We start from the raw sequence: 17,996 nt of genomic DNA, 5'->3' as shown, positions 1-17,996 counted from the left end.
GACCCATGTTCAAATATATTGGCGACATCGTTAAGGGTACCGGTACCCAGTTGCGAAGCCTGGTGATGGTGTTCGGTCACGGCTTTCGCAAACGCGACACCCTGCAATACCCGGAAGAAGCGGTGTACCTGCCGCCGCGCTATCGCGGCCGCATCGTGCTCACCCGCGACCCCGATGGCGAAGAGCGTTGCGTAGCCTGCAACCTGTGCGCCGTGGCGTGCCCGGTGGGTTGCATCTCCCTGCAGAAAGCTGAAACCGAAGACGGTCGCTGGTACCCGGACTTCTTCCGCATCAACTTCTCGCGCTGCATTTTCTGCGGCCTCTGCGAGGAAGCTTGCCCGACCACCGCGATCCAGCTCACGCCGGATTTCGAGATGGCCGAGTTCAAACGTCAGGACCTGGTGTACGAGAAAGAAGATCTGCTGATCTCTGGTCCCGGTAAAAACCCTGATTACAACTTCTATCGTGTTGCAGGTATGGCCGTTGCCGGTAAGCCCAAGGGCGCCGCACAAAACGAAGCCGAGCCGATCAACGTGAAGAGCTTGCTGCCTTAAGGAAGAAAGATGGAATTCGCTTTCTATTTCGCATCGGGTATCGCGGTTGTGTCCACGCTTCGCGTGATCACCAACACCAACCCCGTGCACGCCCTGCTCTACCTGATCATTTCGCTGATCGCCGTGGCCATGACCTTCTTTGCACTCGGCGCGCCGTTTGCCGGTGTGCTGGAAGTGATCGCCTACGCCGGCGCCATCATGGTGCTGTTCGTGTTTGTGGTGATGATGCTCAACCTCGGGCCGGCCTCGGTCGCCCAGGAGCGCGTCTGGCTCAAGCCCGGCATCTGGCTCGGCCCGGTGATCCTCGCAGCCCTGCTGCTGGGTGAACTGCTGTATGTGCTGTTCGCTCACCAGAGCGGCCAGGCCATCGGCCACACCACCGTAGACGCCAAAGCCGTGGGCATCAGCCTGTTCGGCCCGTACCTGCTGGTGGTCGAACTGGCTTCGATGCTGCTGCTCGCCGCAGCCATCACCGCCTTCCACTTGGGCCGCAACGAAGCCAAGGAGCAATGACGATGCCTGCTATCCCTTTGGAGCATGGTCTGGCGGTCGCCGGCATCCTGTTCTGCCTTGGCCTGGTCGGCCTGATGGTGCGCCGTAACATTCTGTTCGTGTTGATGAGCCTGGAAATCATGATGAACGCTGCGGCACTGGCGTTCATCGTGGCGGGCGCACGTTGGGGCCAGCCGGATGGACAAGTCATGTTCATTCTGGTGATCAGCCTGGCAGCCGCCGAGGCCAGTATCGGCCTGGCGATCCTGCTGCAGCTGTACCGTCGCTTCCACACGCTTGATATCGACGCTGCCAGTGAGATGCGCGGATGAACATGATCTTTCTGACTTTCGTATTTCCCCTGATCGGTTTCCTGCTGCTGTCGTTCTCTCGCGGGCGCTGGTCGGAAAACCTCTCGGCCCTGATCGGCGTGGGCTCCATTGGCCTGTCGGCCATCGTGGCCGCCTATGTCATCTGGCAATTAAACGTGGCGCCGCCGGAAGGCGGTCACTACACGCTCGTGCTGTGGCAGTGGATGTCGGTGGAGGGCTTCAAGCCCAACTTCGCCCTCTACGTCGACGGCCTGTCGATCACCATGCTCGGCGTGGTGGTGGGTGTGGGCTTTCTGATCCACCTGTTCGCGTCCTGGTACATGCGCGGCGAAGCGGGCTACTCGCGCTTCTTTGCCTACACCAACCTGTTTATCGCCAGCATGCTGTTCCTGGTACTGGGCGATAACCTGTTGTTCCTGTACTTCGGCTGGGAAGGCGTGGGTCTGTGCTCGTACCTGTTGATCGGTTTCTACTACAGCAACCGCAACAACGGTAACGCGGCCCTCAAGGCGTTTATCGTCACCCGCATCGGCGACGTGTTCATGGCCATCGGTCTGTTCATCCTGTTCCAACAGGTGGGCACGCTGAATATCCAGGAACTGCTGGTGCTGGCACCGCAGAAATTCCAGGTCGGCGACTTCTGGATCACCCTGGCGACCCTGATGCTGCTGGGCGGCGCCGTCGGTAAATCGGCGCAACTGCCGTTGCAAACCTGGCTGGCGGATGCGATGGCCGGCCCGACCCCGGTTTCCGCACTGATTCACGCGGCAACCATGGTAACCGCCGGTGTCTACCTGATCGCGCGGACCCACGGTCTGTTCACCCTGGCGCCGGATATCCTGCATCTTGTGGGCATCGTCGGTGGCGTGACCCTGGTACTGGCCGGCTTCGCTGCGCTGGTGCAGACCGACATCAAGCGCATCCTCGCCTACTCGACCATGAGCCAGATCGGCTACATGTTCCTGGCCCTGGGCGTTGGCGCCTGGGACGCGGCGATCTTCCACCTGATGACCCACGCCTTCTTCAAGGCGCTGCTGTTCCTTGCCTCCGGTGCGGTGATCGTGGCCTGCCACCACGAGCAGAACATCTTCAAGATGGGCGGCCTGTGGAAGAAACTGCCGCTGGCCTACGCCAGCTTCATCGTCGGTGGTGCCGCCCTGGCCGCCCTGCCGTTGGTGACTGCCGGTTTCTACTCGAAAGATGAAATCCTCTGGGAAGCGTTTGCCAGCGGTAACCAGAACCTGCTCTACGCAGGCCTGGTGGGTGCATTCATGACCTCGCTGTACACCTTCCGCCTGATCTTCATCACCTTCCACGGTGAAGCCAAGACCGAAGCGCACGCGGGCCACGGCATCTCGCACTGGCTGCCGTTGTCGGTGCTGATCATCCTGTCGACGTTCATCGGCGCCCTGATTACCCCGCCACTGGCCGGTGTACTGCCGGAAAGCGCCGGGCATGCCGGTGGCGCCGCCAAGCACAGCCTGGAAATCGCCTCGGGCGCCATCGCCCTGGCGGGTATCCTGCTCGCGGCCCTGCTGTTCCTCGGCAAGCGCCGCTTCGTCACGGGCGTTGCCAACAGTGGCATCGGGCGCTTCCTGTCGGCCTGGTGGTTCGCTGCCTGGGGCTTCGATTGGCTCTACGACAAACTGTTCGTCAAACCGTACCTTGCGATCAGCCATGTACTGCGCAAAGACCCGCTCGACCAGACCATTGGTTTGATCCCGCGCGCCGCCAAGGCCGGTCATACCGCCCTGAGCCGCAGCGAAACCGGCCAGTTGCGTTGGTATGCAGCGTCCATGGCGATCGGTGCCGTGCTGGTGATCGGCGCCATCGTAGTGGTAGCGGTCTGATATGAACCTTGCGAATTGTAAGAACCTGCGAAAGGAAACGAGCCCGTCATGATTCTGCCCTGGCTAATCCTGATCCCCTTTATCGGCGGCCTGCTCTGCTGGATGGGTGAACGCTTCGGCGCCACCCTGCCCCGCTGGATCGCGTTGCTGACCATGTCCCTGGAACTTGCGCTCGGCCTTTGGCTGTGGGCCCATGGCGACTATTCATTTGCGCCGGCACCGGGCGTCGATCCCACCTTCGCGCTTGAATTCAAGCACGTGTGGATCCAGCGCTTCGGCATCAACGTGCACCTGGCCCTCGATGGCCTGTCGCTGTTGATGATCCTGCTGACCGGCCTGCTGGGTATCCTCTCGGTACTCTGCTCCTGGAAAGAGATCCAGCGTCACGTGGGCTTCTTCCACCTGAACCTGATGTGGATCCTGGGCGGCGTGGTCGGCGTGTTCCTCGCCCTCGACCTGTTCATGTTCTTCTTCTTCTGGGAAATGATGCTGGTGCCGATGTACTTCCTCATCGCGCTCTGGGGCCACAGTTCGTCGGACGGCAAGAAAACCCGGATCTATGCGGCGACCAAGTTCTTCATCTTCACCCAGGCTTCCGGCCTGATCATGTTGGTGGCGATCCTCGGTCTGGTCCTGGTCAACTTCAACAGCACGGGCGTGATTACCTTCAACTACGCCGACCTGTTGAAAACCAAGATGTCCCTGACCACCGAGTACATCCTCATGCTGGGCTTCTTCATCGCGTTTGCGGTGAAGCTGCCGGTGGTACCGTTCCACTCCTGGCTGCCGGACGCCCACGCCCAGGCGCCGACCGCCGGCTCCGTCGACCTCGCCGGTATCCTGTTGAAGACGGCGGCCTACGGCCTGCTGCGTTTCGCCCTGCCGCTGTTCCCGAATGCCTCGGCCGAGTTTGCGCCGATCGCCATGACCCTGGGTCTGATCGGGATCTTCTACGGTGCGTTCCTCGCGTTCGCGCAAACCGACATCAAGCGTCTGATTGCCTTCTCGTCCGTTTCCCACATGGGCTTCGTACTGATCGGCATCTACTCCGGCAGCCAGTTGGCGCTGCAGGGCGCGGTGATCCAGATGCTGGCGCACGGTGTCTCTGCCGCCGCACTGTTTATCCTCAGTGGTCAGCTGTACGAGCGCCTGCACACCCGTGACATGCGTGAAATGGGGGGCGTGTGGTCGCGCATCGCCTACCTGCCGGCGATCAGCTTGTTCTTCGCCGCCGCGTCCCTGGGCTTGCCGGGCACCGGCAACTTTATCGGCGAGTTCCTGATCCTGATGGGTGCCTTCGTGCAAACGCCGTGGATCAGCGCGATTGCTACCTCCGGCCTGGTGTTTGGTTCGGTCTACTCGCTGATCATGATCCACCGCGCCTACTTCGGCCCGGCCAAGTCCGACACCGTCCTGCAAGGGATGGATGCGCGCGAACTGATCATGGTGCTCGGCCTTGCGGTGCTGCTGATCTACATCGGCGTGTACCCGCAACCGTTCCTGGACACTTCTGCCGCAACGATGCATGGCGTGCAGCAGTGGTTCGGCACCGCCTTCTCTCAACTCGCTTCGGCCCGGTAAGAGCGCTATGGAATTCACGATCCAACACTTTATCGCGCTTGCGCCGCTGCTGATCACCAGCCTCACCATCGTGGTGGTGATGCTGGCGATCGCCTGGCGCCGCAATCATTCGCAAACGTTCCTGCTGTCCTGCGCCGGGTTGAACCTGGCCCTGCTGTCGATCATCCCGGCGCTCAAGGTCGCGCCACTGGCGGTCACGCCATTGATGATGGTCGATGACTTTGCGCTGCTGTACATCGCGCTGATCCTGGTCGCGACCCTGGCCTGCGTCACCCTCGCCCATGCCTACCTCGGCGAAGGCGGCACCGGCTACCCGGGCAACAAGGAAGAGCTGTACCTGCTGATCCTGCTGGCGGCGGCCGGCGGTATCGTGCTGGTCAGTGCGCAGCACCTGGCCGGTTTGTTCATCGGCCTGGAACTGCTGTCGATCCCGACTTACGGTCTGGTGGCCTACGCCTTCTTCAACAAGCGCTCCCTGGAAGCCGGCATCAAATACATGGTGCTGTCGGCCGCCGGTTCCGCGTTCCTGTTGTTCGGTATGGCCCTGCTCTACGCCGAAGCCGGCAGCCTGAGCTTCACCGGCATCGGTCACGCCCTGGCCGCCACCAGCATGCCTGCGCCGATTGCCCAACTGGGCCTGGCGATGATGCTGATCGGCCTGGCGTTCAAGCTCTCCCTGGTGCCGTTCCACCTGTGGACCCCGGACGTGTACGAAGGCGCCCCGGCGCCGGTGGCCGCGTTCCTGGCAACCGCATCGAAGGTGGCGGTGTTTGCGGTGATGGTGCGGCTGTTCCAGATCTCGCCTGCGGCCAACACCGGCGTGCTGAGCAACGTGCTGACCGTGATCGCCATTGCGTCGATCCTGTTCGGTAACCTGCTGGCACTGACCCAGAACAACCTCAAGCGTCTGCTGGGTTACTCGTCCATCGCCCACTTCGGCTACCTGCTGATCGCCCTGGTGGCGAGCAACGGCCTGGCCGTGGAAGCCATTGGCGTGTACCTGGTCACCTACGTGATCACCAGCCTCGGCGCATTCGGCGTGATCACCTTGATGTCGTCGCCGTACAAGGGCCGTGATGCCGACGCACTGTACGAATACCGCGGCCTGTTCTGGCGCCGTCCGTACCTGACCGCCGTGCTCACTGTGATGATGCTGTCCCTGGCCGGCATCCCGCTGACGGCGGGCTTTATCGGCAAGTTCTACATCGTCGCTACCGGTGTGCAAGCGCACCAATGGTGGCTGGTTGCTTCCCTGGTACTGGGCAGCGCCATCGGCGTGTTCTACTACCTGCGCGTGATGGTCACCCTGTACCTGATCGAGCCGAACCTGCGCCGCGTGGACGCCGAGCTGCACTGGGAACAGAAGGCAGGTGGCGTGATGCTGCTGGCCATCGCCCTGCTCGCCTTCTTCCTAGGCGTGTACCCGCAACCGTTGCTCACCCTGGTGCAGCATGCGGTGCTGGGCGTTTGATCACTTAGTCACATGCGATAAACAGAACGGCGCCTTCGGGCGCCGTTTTGCGTTTCCGGGTCGCGCTGCCGCTGCCCTTCCCTGTTCGCAGAATTTTCCTATTCCATCTACCTCTTCATCTGGCATCCATGCGCTGGGGGCGACCTTATGGTGGTTGCGTTTTAGGAAGGTTCCCACAGCGCGGTCACTTGACCCCTTGCGAGTGGGCCAGCAAACTATACGCAGGCTACGTATAGAACATGGATGCTCTATTTATCGAACTGCCGGCCTTCGAGCGGCATCGCAAGGATTATCTGAGTGACGAGCTTTTCCACGGTTTTCAACAGGCGTTGATGAAGAACCCGGAAGCAGGAGACGTGATCGAGGGAACCGGCGGGCTGCGCAAGGTCCGCTTCGTCGATGAGCGGCGCAACAAAGGTAAACGCGGTGGCCTGCGGATCATTTACTACTGGTGGTCAGGCGGCACCCAATTCTGGCTGTTCACCCTGTACGGCAAACACGAACAGGACGACCTGGCACCTCACCACAAAAAATCCTTAAAACAGATGCTGGACAGGGAAATCAAAGCGAGAACACATCATGAAACGTGAAATTTTTTCCGAACTGGTCGAAGGCTTCGACGCCTTGGCCGAAGCGCGCCAAGGCAAGGTCACCCTGCGTACCCACAAGGTTCAACTCACCCACCTGGCACCGCTTACCGCCGAAGAAGTGGTTGCCGTGCGCCAGCAGCTCAACCTTTCGCGCTCGGTATTCGCCCTGTACTTGCGCACCAATATCCGCACACTGGAAAACTGGGAACAAGGGCGCGCCAAACCCAATGCCCAGGCCGTGACGCTGATCCGTCTGGTGGCACGCTTTCCGGAAACCGTGGCGCATTTGGCCGCATTGACTTGATGGGCTGCGCGTTTCGCTCGCGAAGCGGCTGGGCATCGTGCACGTTGTCATTTTGAATGAACCTTTTAGAACAGCTTCCTATCCATTTATAACAAGACAGGGAGGCAACATGAGTACCGCAAAAATCTACACCATCCACTATCAACTGCACGGTAAGCCGAAATCCTTTGTCGTACGCGCCGAAGTCATGAACAACGCCGAAGCCTGGCACTGGGCGGCCGTTGATGCCGACATTGCACACGTTAGTCGTATTGGCCGCGTAGGCCATGAACAGGTGAAGAAAACCACGCGCCCCTGGGCGGAGAAATACGGCATCACCGAAGTCAGCTGGAACCCACCCAAATAAACAAAGCCCCGCACAATGGCGGGGCTCTTTTTTTACTTTTTCAAGTCGCCCAACGGATCGTAGGGCGGCTTTTTTTCCGACTGCTTTTTCTCGTCCAGCGGGGCGATGGCCGGGCCGATGGGATCGACCTGCGGGTCTGACACATTGGGAGAGTCCGGGTCGAAACCCAGCTCATCCTTGCCGCTTGAATGCTCGTTTGAACGCGGGCCTTTAGGGGGATTGCTCATGGTGACCTCCTCTCTTACAACGGGCGGGCTTTATCGTGGAGAGTGTCGAGGTTTTCCTCGACCTGCTTCACATCGTCGTCCGGTCGGTCCTGTGGGTCGTTGGGGCGCAACGCATCGTTGTCGCGCTCCTCTTCGCCGGGGGTGCGATGGGTATCGGGCGTACCCGGCGGTGGCTGCTTGTATTCGGGCATGATGGCGTACCTGTAAAGGGCTTCACAGGTTTAGAGAAACCGCCTTCGGCCATCGTTCAACTTGTTTGCCCGCGGGCCTGGGTGCGCCAGCAGCACAACGCACTGATCGCAATCGCCGCGCCCGCCAGACCAAACACCAGCGACGCCGAGGCCACCGGCAATACCAGACCCGCCAGCAACGGACCGAGCCCCGCGCCGATATCGCGCCATACCGCGTTGGACGCCAGCGCCGACACCCGCATCGAACCCGGGTTGCGCTCGGTCACCAGGGTGGTCACCAGCGGCAATTGCAAAGCACGCAGCACCAGCACCGCCGCTGCGCCGGCAATCACCCACTCACTGCCGAACGCCCCCAGCGCCAGGGCGCTCATGAATGAAAACAGCAGCAGCATTGAGGTGGCACCGAACCGCTGCGCCGCGTGACCGCCCAGCGGACTCAGGAGCAATTCCGACAGGTACCGCAAGCCCATCAGGCCACCGGCAATCAGCACCGCGTCACCGCCGACGATCTTCTGCGCCTGGATCGACAGCCCGAAAATAAACAGGCCGTCCAGCGCCACGCCTTCGATAAACGACCACAACGCCACGCTGTCGGGCCAGTTGAAGCGTCGCCCCGGCGTGCTGTGCAGATCGTGCCCGGTACTGGGCAGCCCGCGCGCCAGCCACAGCCCCATGAGGCAGCACAGGGTAAGGATCAGGAAAATCGGGCGCGGCCCGGCCCACAAGGTCAGCAGCCCGCCCAGCGGCAAGGCCAGCATCGGCCCCAGGGCAATCAACGCCCGTGAACGTCCGGCGCGGCGCGCGGCACCCTGCGGTTCGGCAGTGGCCAATACCTGAGTCGACAGATTCAACGCGGCATAAGACAGACCCCACACCAGCCGCAGGCCGAGCAAGGCAGCAAAGCCGGACAGCACCGAGTTGCCCAGGGCACACAGCGCAGCTGCGCCGGCGGCGAGCATGCAGGTAAGGCGATCGCCGTTACGTGCATAGAACTTGAGCACATGCCGATAGCCGAAGATCCGCACCAGGCGGTTGGCCGCCAACAGCACGCCGGCCTGGGCCAAGGTGATGCCGAAGGCTTCGGACTCCATCGGCAGCAGCAGATAAAGCAACACGTCACTGGGCAGGCAGAACCCGAGAGTCAGCGCGGCGCGGCGCGAGGTGGTATCGGCGATACGGTGGGCCTGACTGGTCATAAAGCTGAAACATTCAGAATCAAGTCGTCACACTAGCCTTCACCCGCGCTGTTTTACAAGGGTCAGATCCGCTGCCGGTCAGTGAGTTGGCGCCCTGTGGCGAGCGGGCTTGCCCTAATGCCGTTCAGTTAAGCCAGCGTGATGCTCGAAGCAACGAGCGGTGCGACTTTTCGGTGTACATATCGGTTGTGCGGTAACGGCGGCTTAGGGTTCCGCCCTTACGGCGGCTCACTTTTGAAAAGCGCAAAAGTAAGCAAAACGCTCTTGCCCCAACACTCGGCCAGCGTGTTTGACGGGGCGCTTCCAGATCAAAAGCAAAAGCAAAAGCGTGGCGGCCTGAGAGCCGACCGAAATGGTCTGCCGAACGCTGTACAAAATGTGGGAGGGGGCTTGCTCCCGATGGCGTCGGCCCAGCAAACATTGATGTTGAAGACCCACCGCTTTCGCGGGCAAGTCGAATCGTCGCACCACCGCTCCCACAGGAGATCTGAGCTTAACTGACTGACATTAGGGCTTGTCCTGCGTTGGGGTGCGAAGCGCCCCCAGTGAAGGAGAACGCGATGTACCTGATACGGCTCAGCGCCTGGTTTTGGGGCTGCTGCGCAGCCCAACGCAGGACAAGCCTGCTCGCCACAGGGAATGGCATTAGAGTCAGATTCGCTGTTGATACGGCAACAAACGCAGCCCGCTGGCCACACTGCCCACCAGCGCGAACGCACACCCCAGCCACAGCGCGTAGTGCGGGCCGCTGCTCACGGACAGGTGAAAACACAGGGCCACCAACGAGGCGCCCAGTGTCTGCCCCAGCAGCCGCGAAATCGCCACGATGCCGCTGGCCCCGCCACTGCGTGCCAAAGGGGCGCTGGTCATCAGGGCCTTGAGATTGGGCGACTGGAAAAACCCGAAACCGGCGCCGCACAACGCCATGCGCCAGCCGATATCAAATGCCGAGGCCTCATTGCCCAGAGTCGCCAGCGCGCCCATGCCGAGGCTCAGCATCAGCAGGCCGACGCCGCACAACAGGCCCAGGGACACACGATCCGCCAGACGCCCGGCCACCAGCGCCATCACCGCCACCACCGCTGGCCATGGCGTCATCAGAAACCCGGTCTCCACCTGGCTATGGCCCAACGCCGCCTGCAACAGAAACGGCAGTGACACAAACGCCAGGCCCTGGGCGCTGAACGCGCAAATGGCGGTAAGGGAGGACAAGGCAAATACCGGGCGCTTGAACAGGTCCACCGCCAGCATCGGCGCCGGGTGCCCGGCCTCGCGGCGCAGCAGCAGGGCACCGCACACCGCTGCCAGCGCCACCAGCCCGATGCTCAATGCACCCTGCGCGCCATGCACGGCGGCGCCCAGGCCCAGCACCAGCAACGCGAACAAACCGGCACACAGCAACGCTGCCAGGCGATCAAAGGCGTGCCCGCTGATCGGCAGCGTGGGCAGCGAGCGCACCCCCAGGCCCAGGGCCAGCAGCCCCAACGGCACATTGATCAGGTACAACCAGTGCCAACTGGCCACCGAGAGAATCGCCGACGCTGCCGTCGGCCCCAGCGTAAACGCCAGCCCCACCACCAGCGAGTTATAGCCCAGGCTCCGCCCGAGCATCTTCGAGGGGTAGATATGGCGCAGCAACGCGGTATTGACGCTCATCAACGCCGCCGCCCCCAGCCCCTGGGCCACACGCGCGGCGGTGAGGGTCAACAGCGAACCGGCCAGCCCGCACAACAGCGACGAGACGATAAATAGCAGCAGCCCGCTCAGGTACACGCGGCGATGCCCCAGCACATCGCTCAACGACGCAAACGGCAGCACCGTTGCGATGATCGCCAACTGGTAGGCGTTGACCACCCAGATCACCGAGGCCGAATCGGTGCCGATACCTTCGGCCAGGGTCGGCAACGCCGTGTTGACGATGGCCGTGTCCAGCGTCGCCATGCCGATGCCCAGGGACAGCGCGATAACAGCTGGCAGGCGTTTATTGAGGGCAAGCCCATCGGCAACAGAAGACATGAACGCTCCGTACGGGTGACAAGGGGCCTGTAGGTTACGGGCAGCGCGGATTTTTTTCAGGCAACAATCGGCTGGCTGTCAAAATATTCATCCTGGGGCGAGCAAGGTTCAGTTAAACGCAGACTCGCTGTGGGAGCAGAGGGTCAGCAAATATTGATGCTTACTGACCCACCGCCATCGGGAGCAAGCCCCCTCCCACATTGTTTACAGCGTTCGGCAAAGCTGCGTAGCCCTTGCCATCGAGCCGGTGGATGGGTAACTCTCTCGTCATGTTTGGACACTATTCCCGGGGTAGCGACATGACCACCAGCAACCTGCTCGCCCAGCTGTTTCCCACCGCCTCCACCGATATTCCCGAACAATTTCGCCTCGCCGCGCCGATTGAACAGCGTGATTACCTGGTCGATGGCCGCTTGCAGGTCTGGAACGGCCCGCTGGCCCGCGTGCAAAGCCCGGTGCAGTTGGGTGATGAACGCGTGCACATCGGCAGCACGCCGTTGCTGGACGCCGACACCGCTCTTACCGCGCTCGACGCCGCCGTGCGTGCTTACGACCGCGGCCAGGGTGAGTGGCCGACGATGCGCGTGGCGGAGCGTATCCAGCATGTCGAAGCATTCCTGCGGCGTATGCGCGAACAGCGCGACGCGGTGGTCAAGCTGCTGATGTGGGAGATCGGCAAGAACCTCAAGGACTCGCAGAAAGAGTTCGACCGCACCTGCGACTACATCACCGACACCATCAATGCCCTCAAGGAACTCGACCGTCGCTCCAGCCGCTTCGAGCTGGAACAGGACACCCTCGGCCAGATCCGCCGCGTGCCGCTGGGCGTCGCATTGTGCATGGGCCCTTACAACTATCCACTGAACGAGACCTTCACCACGCTGATCCCGGCGCTGATCATGGGCAATACCGTGGTGTTCAAGCCCGCCAAGCTCGGCGTGCTGCTGATTCGTCCGTTGCTGGAGGCGTTTCGCGACAGCTTCCCGGCCGGGGTGATCAACGTGATCTACGGCAGCGGCCGCGAAACCGTGAGCGCGCTGATGGCCAGCGGCAAGATCGATATCTTTGCGTTTATCGGCACCAACAAGGCCGCCAGCGATTTGAAAAAGCTGCACCCCAAGCCGCACCGCCTGCGCGCGGCCCTGGGCCTGGATGCGAAAAACCCCGGCATCGTGCTCCCGGAGGTCGACCTGGATAATGCCGTGAGCGAAGCGGTCACCGGCGCTCTGTCGTTCAACGGCCAGCGCTGCACCGCGTTGAAAATCCTGTTTGTGCATGAGGATGTGGTTGAGCGTTTCATCGAAAAATTCAATGCCAAACTGGCCACGCTCAAGCCAGGCATGCCGTGGGAAGATGGTGTGTCGCTGACGCCGCTGCCGGAGGTGGGCAAGGTCGACTATCTCAACGCGCTGGTGGCCGATGCCGCGCTGCACGGCGCCAAGGTGGTCAACCCGAATGGCGGCGAGAGTCGCGGCTCGTTTTTCTACCCGGCGGTGTTGTACCCGGTGAACCCGCAGATGCGCGTATACCACGAAGAGCAGTTCGGCCCGGTGGTACCGATCGTGCCCTACCGTGATCTGGACAAGGTAATCGACTACGTGCTCGATTCTGACTTCGGCCAGCAATTGAGCCTGTTCGGCACCAATGCCGTGGAAGTCGGGCGGCTGGTAGACGTTTTCGCCAACCAGGTGGGCCGTATCAACATCAATGCCCAGTGCCAGCGCGGGCCGGACACTTTCCCGTTCAACGGGCGCAAGAACTCGGCCGAAGGCACGCTGTCTGTGCATGACGCACTGCGCGTGTTCTCGATTCGCACCCTGGTGGCAACGAAGTTCCAGGAAAGCAACAAGGCGTTGGTCAGCGATATTCTGCGTAACCGGGATTCAAGTTTTCTGACCACCGATTACATCTTCTGACGAATGTGGGAACTGGTTTACCTGCGATGCAGGCTCCTCGGTCTGTCTGCCACGCAGCGGTGAGGCTATCGCAGGCAAGCCAGTTCTCACAGTGGATAGCATTTCCCCCTGATTACCGAGGTCACTTTACTACCGATGAATTTGCCCCTGTTTGCCCGGCGCCTTTTGCGCCCGTTGCTGGACCCCTACCGCCGCTATCGCCATGCCAAGCTGATCCACGCCGTGCGCGTGTCCATCGGCTTGCTGGCGACAATCCTGCTCACCACCGGGCTCAACCTGCCCCACGGCGAATGGGCGTCGGTGACCATGCTCATCGTGATCGGCGGCTTGCAGCACCACGGCAACATCGGCAAAAAGGCGGTGGAACGCGCCTACGGCACCTTGATCGGTGCCAGTGTCGGCTTGCTGTTAGTGGTGCAACAGGCCTACTTCGGCCTGCCGCTGTTGACCTACCTGCTGATGTCGGTGGTGTGCGGGTTCTTTTCCTATCACGCCATCGGCAAGGGCGGCTACATCGCGCTGCTGTCGGCGATCACGGTGTTTATCGTGGCCGGGCACGGCGACAATCCGATCTCGGACGGCTTGTGGCGCACCGTGGACATCCTGATCGGCATCGCACTGGCGCTGGCGTTTTCGTTCGCCCTGCCGCTGTACGCGGTGTACTCCTGGCGCTACAACCTGGCCAGTGCGTTGCGCGACTGTGCGGCAATCTACAGCCGGATTATCGGTGGCCAGTCGGTGACCGACGATGAACACCTCAAGCTGCTCAACCGCCTGAACACGGCGATGGTGCAACTGCGTTCGCTGATGCCGTCGGTGTCCAAGGAAGTGCGCATTTCAATGACTGAGCTGGACGCGATCCAGCGGCACTTGCGCCTGTGCATCAGCACCCTGGAGATTCTGGGCAACACCCGGCCTGACCCGCGTGATACGCAGACGATGGCACGCATGCAGGTGATGTTGAAGGCCGAGCACCGGCAGATCCGGGTGCACCTGGTGGGGATGGCGCGGGCGTTGAAATCGGGGTTTACCGAGCGGCTGGATCGGCCTGCGGCGCAGGTGGTGGATGAAGATGGGCTGGATGCGCCGGTGCAGAATGCGCTGGATGGGTATCGGTTGTTGACGTTGCAGTTGGCGGGGAATGTGGACGGGATGCGAGTGCGGTTGGCGAAGACGGCGGGGCATTGGAGGATTTGAGTGACAGATAATAACAGCGAAACCTGCACCAGACTTAAAACGAAGCTCTCCCGTAATCGTAATGCCCCAGCCAGTAGTGGCGGATAACGGGGAGACGCATGCCATATACACGCTGCAAGTCAGCGATGCCGTCAAAGCCTACCAACCTGGCACCGGTTAACATCCAAGGCTGAATCACAGGGAACGTTGTATAACTCTCGGCACCCACCAAACTGAATACATTACTGACGTGAACGGCATACGACACCACGACGCCTGCCTTATCTTTAACATCAATAAAGGTAGATCCCCAGCCATTGCCTGTTACTACGCCATGCGGGGTCACGGATGCAACACTGGGGCGACGAGAAGTGTAAGTAAATCCCCCAGAACCTCCGGTAGCAACCCGAGTCGCGGTATTACCAAATGAGTCATATCCTGTTCTTGGCCAAGAGGGCACTTTAATGGAAAGCCCATTCAATATCATTGGCGCTTGCTCAATCTTCAACTGGCCCAAAACCGTATAAGTGGTGGACTTGAAAGCGGCAGCATGTTCTGCAATGGCACTACCATCCAATGAAACTGCTACCTCAATCAACACCGCGCTGTTGGTGGCCAGGCCCTCCAGCCACGCTCTCAACACCGGTTTATTTATGAAACCCTGCGTTAGGTCAGCGTTCGTCACTTCGTAACCTTCAAGTATGTTCAAAGGCGTGGCCCCCAGGCTGCGCGCGGTTATCCAAACCCTTTGGCCGCAAGCCATGAATAACCATTTCGGCAGTTTTACCTCAAGCGTGCCGGTGATGGTTGCCAGATTCAAGACGCTGTTGTCAGCAACCCCATTAATCAACGCCTGCGGAAACTTGTCGACGGGGATCGTGCCAACCGTCAGTTCCTGAGTGGCGGAGGAAATGGTCTTCGTACCCGTTGTCACCTTGTAACGCAAGGTCACGACCTTGCCGACGCTCGCCGCGACAATCTGCGCGCTGATGGGAACGTCGGCATGTCCGCCACTGACTCCATTCTGCTTCGCGATGACGGCCAGGCTGCCGTCCGGAAAAATCCATTCAAGCGTGATGACCTGTGCAGTGGTCATGCCCGTGTACATCACGGCCACAAAAGCCCCTTGCACATAAGTCAGAGGAACGATGGTCAGTGCAGGGCCAGCCTTGTTATCGAAGGCTGGGGCCGGCAGGGTCGTTGGGACGGCCTGAACAAGATATTCGCTCTCCCCGAACGACACCTGCGTATCCGCTTCGTCTCTCTGCGCATAACTGACCCCAAACTGAAGGCTGAGCACTGAGCCTTCCTTGAGTCTCCTCAGGCTAGTCACATCTGCAAGCACGCTGACCCCATGAGCGACTTCTTCCGCGGTGACCTTATCGGCAAAGTACAGTACCTCGCTATAGCGTGTGCCGTCGGTGAACGTGCCTTTGACAGTCAAAAACTTCCTCTGGTCTTTCTGGATCAGAATCCACGGATCGACGTTTATCCTCGCCTCATCCCCCAATGCGAAGAGCGGGAATATCATGCCTTCGACCCCGTTGAGCGTTGGCGTCGGCATTGCTGTGACCAGCAGCAGCTTGATTTCCAGGGGTTGGGACCGGTAAGTGAACTGCCCGCGGGTGAAACGGTAATCCACTTTGATCGTGTTGCCATGTTCACGTATTGCCAAGGCAATGATTTCAGGCGGGATTCGCACATCCACGCTGTTCGTTGTGGGGCTGCGTCTTTTCGATCCAGCTTTTCAACTGAGCCAGTATCGGCAGGCTATGTGCCTGACGGCCGTTTTTACAGTCAGCATCACTACTGGCCTTCAAGTCGCGCTCGATGCCGTAAAGCTTGTTGATCAGATTCAGCGCGATATCCGCGCGTCCCGTCTTACCTTTGGGTTGCACTTTCTGTGCTTCAACAAACTTGCGACGCGCATGAGCCCAACAGCCTAAACGCTCAACTCCGGCTTGGGCGCCCAGTGCATTGTAACCGGCGTAATCATCGGTCATGACGTAACCGCGATAGCCTTCGAGCAGGCGCGTCGGTACCTCCTGCGCGCGGCTGGTGGAGTAGTCAAAAAGGATTACCGGCCTATCGGGTGGGCCGCCGGTTTGCACCCACATCCAGGACTGGCTGCTCGCCTCGCGGTCAGGCTCTTTCAACACCTGCACCCGTGTTTCATCGCAGTGGATCACGCGACCGGCCAGCAGGCTGTCGCGCATTAAATTCAGCAGCGGCTGGAAGTGATCGCCGCACTGGATGACCCAGCGAGCCAAGGTCTGGCGCGGGATATCAATACCGTGACGCCCCAACACTTTTTCAAAACGATGAAGCGGCAAACCGTCTACATATTTGGTCGTCAGCAGCATCGCCAGAACACTGGGGCTGGCGATGCTCTTTTCAATCAATTGCGCTGGCTTGTCTGCAGTGACCGGTGCGCTCTCGCAGTCGCGGCAACCGTAGGTTTTGCGGACATGTTTGATGACGCGAATCTGCATCGGCACGATTTCAAGCTGCTCGCTGACTTCCTCGCCAATGGCGTGTTTGCGGCAACCGCAGGCGCAGGTCAGTTCGTGTTCGGGCAGTTCGTGGATGACTTCGATGCGCGGCAGATCGGCAGGCAGTGGCTTACGCTTGCCACGGCGCTTGGCGGGGGCGACAACCTCTTCTTCAGCGTTCTCGTCGATAGCTTCGACGACGCTTTCGGCTTCGTGGAACAGGGCCAATTGTGGCGTCGCTGGATCGGCTGTTTGCTCGGACTTACGTCCGAACAAGCGCTGGCGTAGCAGCGCATTTTCTTCTTCCAGATGAACAATGCGGCCCTTGCTCGTTTCGCGCTCAAGCAACATCTGCTCAAGCAATTGTTTGAGCAGCACAGGGTCGTCAGGAAGATCTTTGGGCAGCGGAATCATGCCCTGGATTATACCGAATCAGGCCACGAATCGCGGCGTCAAAACCTGATGGGGACGGTTACGCCAGAGGTCAAAACCGTCGAGCAGCCAATTTAGCTCCTGAACGGTCAGGACAATCGCCTCGTCCGTCACATCGGGCGATGTTTTGAAACGCTCGGACTCCAGGCGCTTAAGCCAAAGGCAGAAGCCGTTACGCTCCCAGTACAAAATCTTCACCCGGTTGCGTGGCTTGTTGAGGAGGACGAAGAGCACGGGGTCGAACACCGCGACCTTGATGTCCAGTTCGACCAAGGCCGCTAAACCGTCGATGGACTTTCGGAAGTCGACGGGCTTGGGGTACAGATACACTTTTTCGACTTTTGCGTCGGGACGCATCATGGCGAATGGGCTCCAGAAAGAAATCGGGAGCACAGCATCCGGGATCACGCGGCGGCTTTGAATATGGGGTTCATGGAGCGCTTACATACGAAGGAACAGGAATAGTTGATATAACCATCACCTTGCTGGGGTTAGGTCGCGCGCTAATGACGCGACGGGGCAAGGTGAATGAGGCGCCAGAGCCGGCAGCGCGATCTACTGTCAGAATTGACAGTGCCGACGAACGGCAGCCCTCAACAAAAAATTCAGAAACATCAAAGTCATTACGATTTCGCAAGGTGAGCAATAATTCAAGACGCCGGGCTGTTTGATCCAGCGCTCAAGCAGCAAGTAGTGCCCACACTCGGATAAGTAGCGAGGGTGGACGGAAGATGGGTAAGATGGGTAAGAATATCGGCGTAACGCACCACCGGCTGTGCAAAACCGCCAGCCGGTGGATACTTAACATCACGCAACACACTTAAGATCTT

Annotated in this window: 17 protein-coding genes and 1 pseudogene; 11 read left to right on the top strand and 7 right to left on the bottom strand. The window is 60.3% G+C overall.

Features of this window, described 5'->3' with window-relative positions; genetic code table 11:
• The first annotated feature begins 5 nt into the window (after positions 1 to 5).
• From nuoI to ACXX81_RS07570, 9 genes are all read left to right on the top strand, one after another.
• Positions 6 to 554, top strand: a complete 549-nt coding sequence (gene nuoI / locus ACXX81_RS07610; RefSeq protein WP_003174725.1) for an NADH-quinone oxidoreductase subunit NuoI — start codon at positions 6 to 8, stop codon at positions 552 to 554.
• 9 nt (positions 555 to 563) lie between these two features.
• Complete coding sequence (gene nuoJ / locus ACXX81_RS07605) at positions 564 to 1,067, top strand: NADH-quinone oxidoreductase subunit J (protein WP_016974946.1); 504 nt, start codon at positions 564 to 566, stop codon at positions 1,065 to 1,067.
• A 2-nt stretch (positions 1,068 to 1,069) separates the two neighbouring features.
• A complete protein-coding gene (gene nuoK / locus ACXX81_RS07600; protein WP_003174727.1) occupies positions 1,070 to 1,378 on the top strand; it encodes an NADH-quinone oxidoreductase subunit NuoK in 309 nt (102 codons plus the stop codon).
• On the top strand, positions 1,375 to 3,228 hold the full coding sequence (gene nuoL, locus ACXX81_RS07595; RefSeq protein WP_458571439.1) for an NADH-quinone oxidoreductase subunit L: 1,854 nt from the start codon (positions 1,375 to 1,377) through the stop codon (positions 3,226 to 3,228). The genes nuoK and nuoL overlap by 4 nt, the downstream gene beginning before the upstream one ends.
• A gap of 48 nt (positions 3,229 to 3,276) precedes the next feature.
• A complete protein-coding gene (gene nuoM, locus ACXX81_RS07590; RefSeq protein WP_003232072.1) occupies positions 3,277 to 4,809 on the top strand; it encodes an NADH-quinone oxidoreductase subunit M in 1,533 nt (510 codons plus the stop codon).
• A 7-nt stretch (positions 4,810 to 4,816) separates the two neighbouring features.
• The gene (gene nuoN / locus ACXX81_RS07585) at positions 4,817 to 6,280 is read left to right on the top strand and encodes an NADH-quinone oxidoreductase subunit NuoN (protein ID WP_322213956.1); all 1,464 of its coding nucleotides are present in this window, start codon (positions 4,817 to 4,819) and stop codon (positions 6,278 to 6,280) included.
• Positions 6,281 to 6,519: 239 nt separating this feature from the next.
• Positions 6,520 to 6,870: a toxin gene (locus ACXX81_RS07580; protein WP_209982858.1), complete on the top strand. Its 351-nt coding sequence runs from the start codon at positions 6,520 to 6,522 to the stop codon at positions 6,868 to 6,870.
• Positions 6,860 to 7,174: a helix-turn-helix domain-containing protein gene (locus ACXX81_RS07575; RefSeq protein ID WP_209982860.1), complete on the top strand. Its 315-nt coding sequence runs from the start codon at positions 6,860 to 6,862 to the stop codon at positions 7,172 to 7,174. Before ACXX81_RS07580 ends, ACXX81_RS07575 begins: the two co-directional genes overlap by 11 nt.
• Positions 7,175 to 7,283: 109 nt before the next feature.
• A complete protein-coding gene (locus ACXX81_RS07570; RefSeq protein ID WP_209982862.1) occupies positions 7,284 to 7,520 on the top strand; it encodes a DUF6555 family protein in 237 nt (78 codons plus the stop codon).
• A 32-nt stretch (positions 7,521 to 7,552) separates the two neighbouring features.
• Here ACXX81_RS07570 and ACXX81_RS07565 read toward each other — a convergent pair whose 3' ends face one another.
• The 4 genes from ACXX81_RS07565 to ACXX81_RS07550 form a co-directional block, all read right to left on the bottom strand.
• Positions 7,553 to 7,747 (bottom strand): DUF6021 family protein, encoded by a 195-nt coding sequence (locus ACXX81_RS07565; protein WP_231423821.1) that lies wholly within the window; start codon positions 7,745 to 7,747, stop codon positions 7,553 to 7,555.
• A 14-nt stretch (positions 7,748 to 7,761) separates the two neighbouring features.
• Positions 7,762 to 7,938 carry a hypothetical protein gene (locus tag ACXX81_RS07560; protein ID WP_209982864.1) on the bottom strand — a complete coding sequence of 59 codons (177 nt, stop codon included), beginning with the start codon at positions 7,936 to 7,938 and terminating at the stop codon, positions 7,762 to 7,764.
• 56 nt (positions 7,939 to 7,994) lie between these two features.
• Positions 7,995 to 9,134, bottom strand: a complete 1,140-nt coding sequence (locus ACXX81_RS07555; protein WP_209982866.1) for an MFS transporter — start codon at positions 9,132 to 9,134, stop codon at positions 7,995 to 7,997.
• Positions 9,135 to 9,785: 651 nt separating this feature from the next.
• On the bottom strand, positions 9,786 to 11,150 hold the full coding sequence (locus tag ACXX81_RS07550) for an MFS transporter (protein ID WP_458571438.1): 1,365 nt from the start codon (positions 11,148 to 11,150) through the stop codon (positions 9,786 to 9,788).
• A gap of 299 nt (positions 11,151 to 11,449) precedes the next feature.
• On the opposite strand from ACXX81_RS07550, the gene ACXX81_RS07545 reads away from it, so the two are divergent.
• Together ACXX81_RS07545 and ACXX81_RS07540 are read left to right on the top strand one after the other, a co-directional pair.
• Positions 11,450 to 13,066 (top strand): NADP-dependent glyceraldehyde-3-phosphate dehydrogenase, encoded by a 1,617-nt coding sequence (locus ACXX81_RS07545; protein ID WP_231422803.1) that lies wholly within the window; start codon positions 11,450 to 11,452, stop codon positions 13,064 to 13,066.
• A 135-nt stretch (positions 13,067 to 13,201) separates the two neighbouring features.
• Entirely contained in the window at positions 13,202 to 14,263 is a 1,062-nt protein-coding gene (locus tag ACXX81_RS07540; protein ID WP_458571437.1) for an FUSC family protein, read from the top strand.
• Between the two features lie 34 nt (positions 14,264 to 14,297).
• Here ACXX81_RS07540 and ACXX81_RS07535 read toward each other — a convergent pair whose 3' ends face one another.
• From ACXX81_RS07535 to tnpB, 3 genes and pseudogenes are all read right to left on the bottom strand, one after another.
• A complete protein-coding gene (locus ACXX81_RS07535; protein ID WP_458571436.1) occupies positions 14,298 to 15,950 on the bottom strand; it encodes an immunoglobulin-like domain-containing protein in 1,653 nt (550 codons plus the stop codon).
• Between the two features lie 13 nt (positions 15,951 to 15,963).
• A pseudogene (tnpC, locus tag ACXX81_RS07530) lies at positions 15,964 to 17,148 on the bottom strand (IS66 family transposase); the annotation flags it as partial.
• Between the two features lie 18 nt (positions 17,149 to 17,166).
• Positions 17,167 to 17,526: an IS66 family insertion sequence element accessory protein TnpB gene (gene tnpB, locus ACXX81_RS07525; protein ID WP_458571435.1), complete on the bottom strand. Its 360-nt coding sequence runs from the start codon at positions 17,524 to 17,526 to the stop codon at positions 17,167 to 17,169.
• Positions 17,527 to 17,996 lie beyond the last annotated feature (470 nt).

The sequence above is a fragment of the Pseudomonas sp. GNP013 genome, from assembly GCF_054343995.1.
This window is presented reverse-complemented; position numbering and strand designations above follow the sequence as displayed.

Bases quoted from the DNA above. Each gene is read 5' to 3' on its own strand.
- nuoI (WP_003174725.1), top strand. From the start codon at position 6: ATGTTCAAATATATTGGCGACATCGTTAAGGGTACCGGTACCCAGTTG.
- nuoJ (WP_016974946.1), top strand. From the start codon at position 564: ATGGAATTCGCTTTCTATTTCGCATCGGGTATCGCGGTTGTGTCCACG.
- nuoK (WP_003174727.1), top strand. From the start codon at position 1,070: ATGCCTGCTATCCCTTTGGAGCATGGTCTGGCGGTCGCCGGCATCCTG.
- nuoL (WP_458571439.1), top strand. From the start codon at position 1,375: ATGAACATGATCTTTCTGACTTTCGTATTTCCCCTGATCGGTTTCCTG.
- nuoM (WP_003232072.1), top strand. From the start codon at position 3,277: ATGATTCTGCCCTGGCTAATCCTGATCCCCTTTATCGGCGGCCTGCTC.
- nuoN (WP_322213956.1), top strand. From the start codon at position 4,817: ATGGAATTCACGATCCAACACTTTATCGCGCTTGCGCCGCTGCTGATC.
- ACXX81_RS07580 (WP_209982858.1), top strand. From the start codon at position 6,520: ATGGATGCTCTATTTATCGAACTGCCGGCCTTCGAGCGGCATCGCAAG.
- ACXX81_RS07575 (WP_209982860.1), top strand. From the start codon at position 6,860: ATGAAACGTGAAATTTTTTCCGAACTGGTCGAAGGCTTCGACGCCTTG.
- ACXX81_RS07570 (WP_209982862.1), top strand. From the start codon at position 7,284: ATGAGTACCGCAAAAATCTACACCATCCACTATCAACTGCACGGTAAG.
- ACXX81_RS07565 (WP_231423821.1), bottom strand. From the start codon at position 7,747: ATGAGCAATCCCCCTAAAGGCCCGCGTTCAAACGAGCATTCAAGCGGC.
- ACXX81_RS07560 (WP_209982864.1), bottom strand. From the start codon at position 7,938: ATGCCCGAATACAAGCAGCCACCGCCGGGTACGCCCGATACCCATCGC.
- ACXX81_RS07555 (WP_209982866.1), bottom strand. From the start codon at position 9,134: ATGACCAGTCAGGCCCACCGTATCGCCGATACCACCTCGCGCCGCGCC.
- ACXX81_RS07550 (WP_458571438.1), bottom strand. From the start codon at position 11,150: ATGTCTTCTGTTGCCGATGGGCTTGCCCTCAATAAACGCCTGCCAGCT.
- ACXX81_RS07545 (WP_231422803.1), top strand. From the start codon at position 11,450: ATGACCACCAGCAACCTGCTCGCCCAGCTGTTTCCCACCGCCTCCACC.
- ACXX81_RS07540 (WP_458571437.1), top strand. From the start codon at position 13,202: ATGAATTTGCCCCTGTTTGCCCGGCGCCTTTTGCGCCCGTTGCTGGAC.
- tnpB (WP_458571435.1), bottom strand. From the start codon at position 17,526: ATGATGCGTCCCGACGCAAAAGTCGAAAAAGTGTATCTGTACCCCAAG.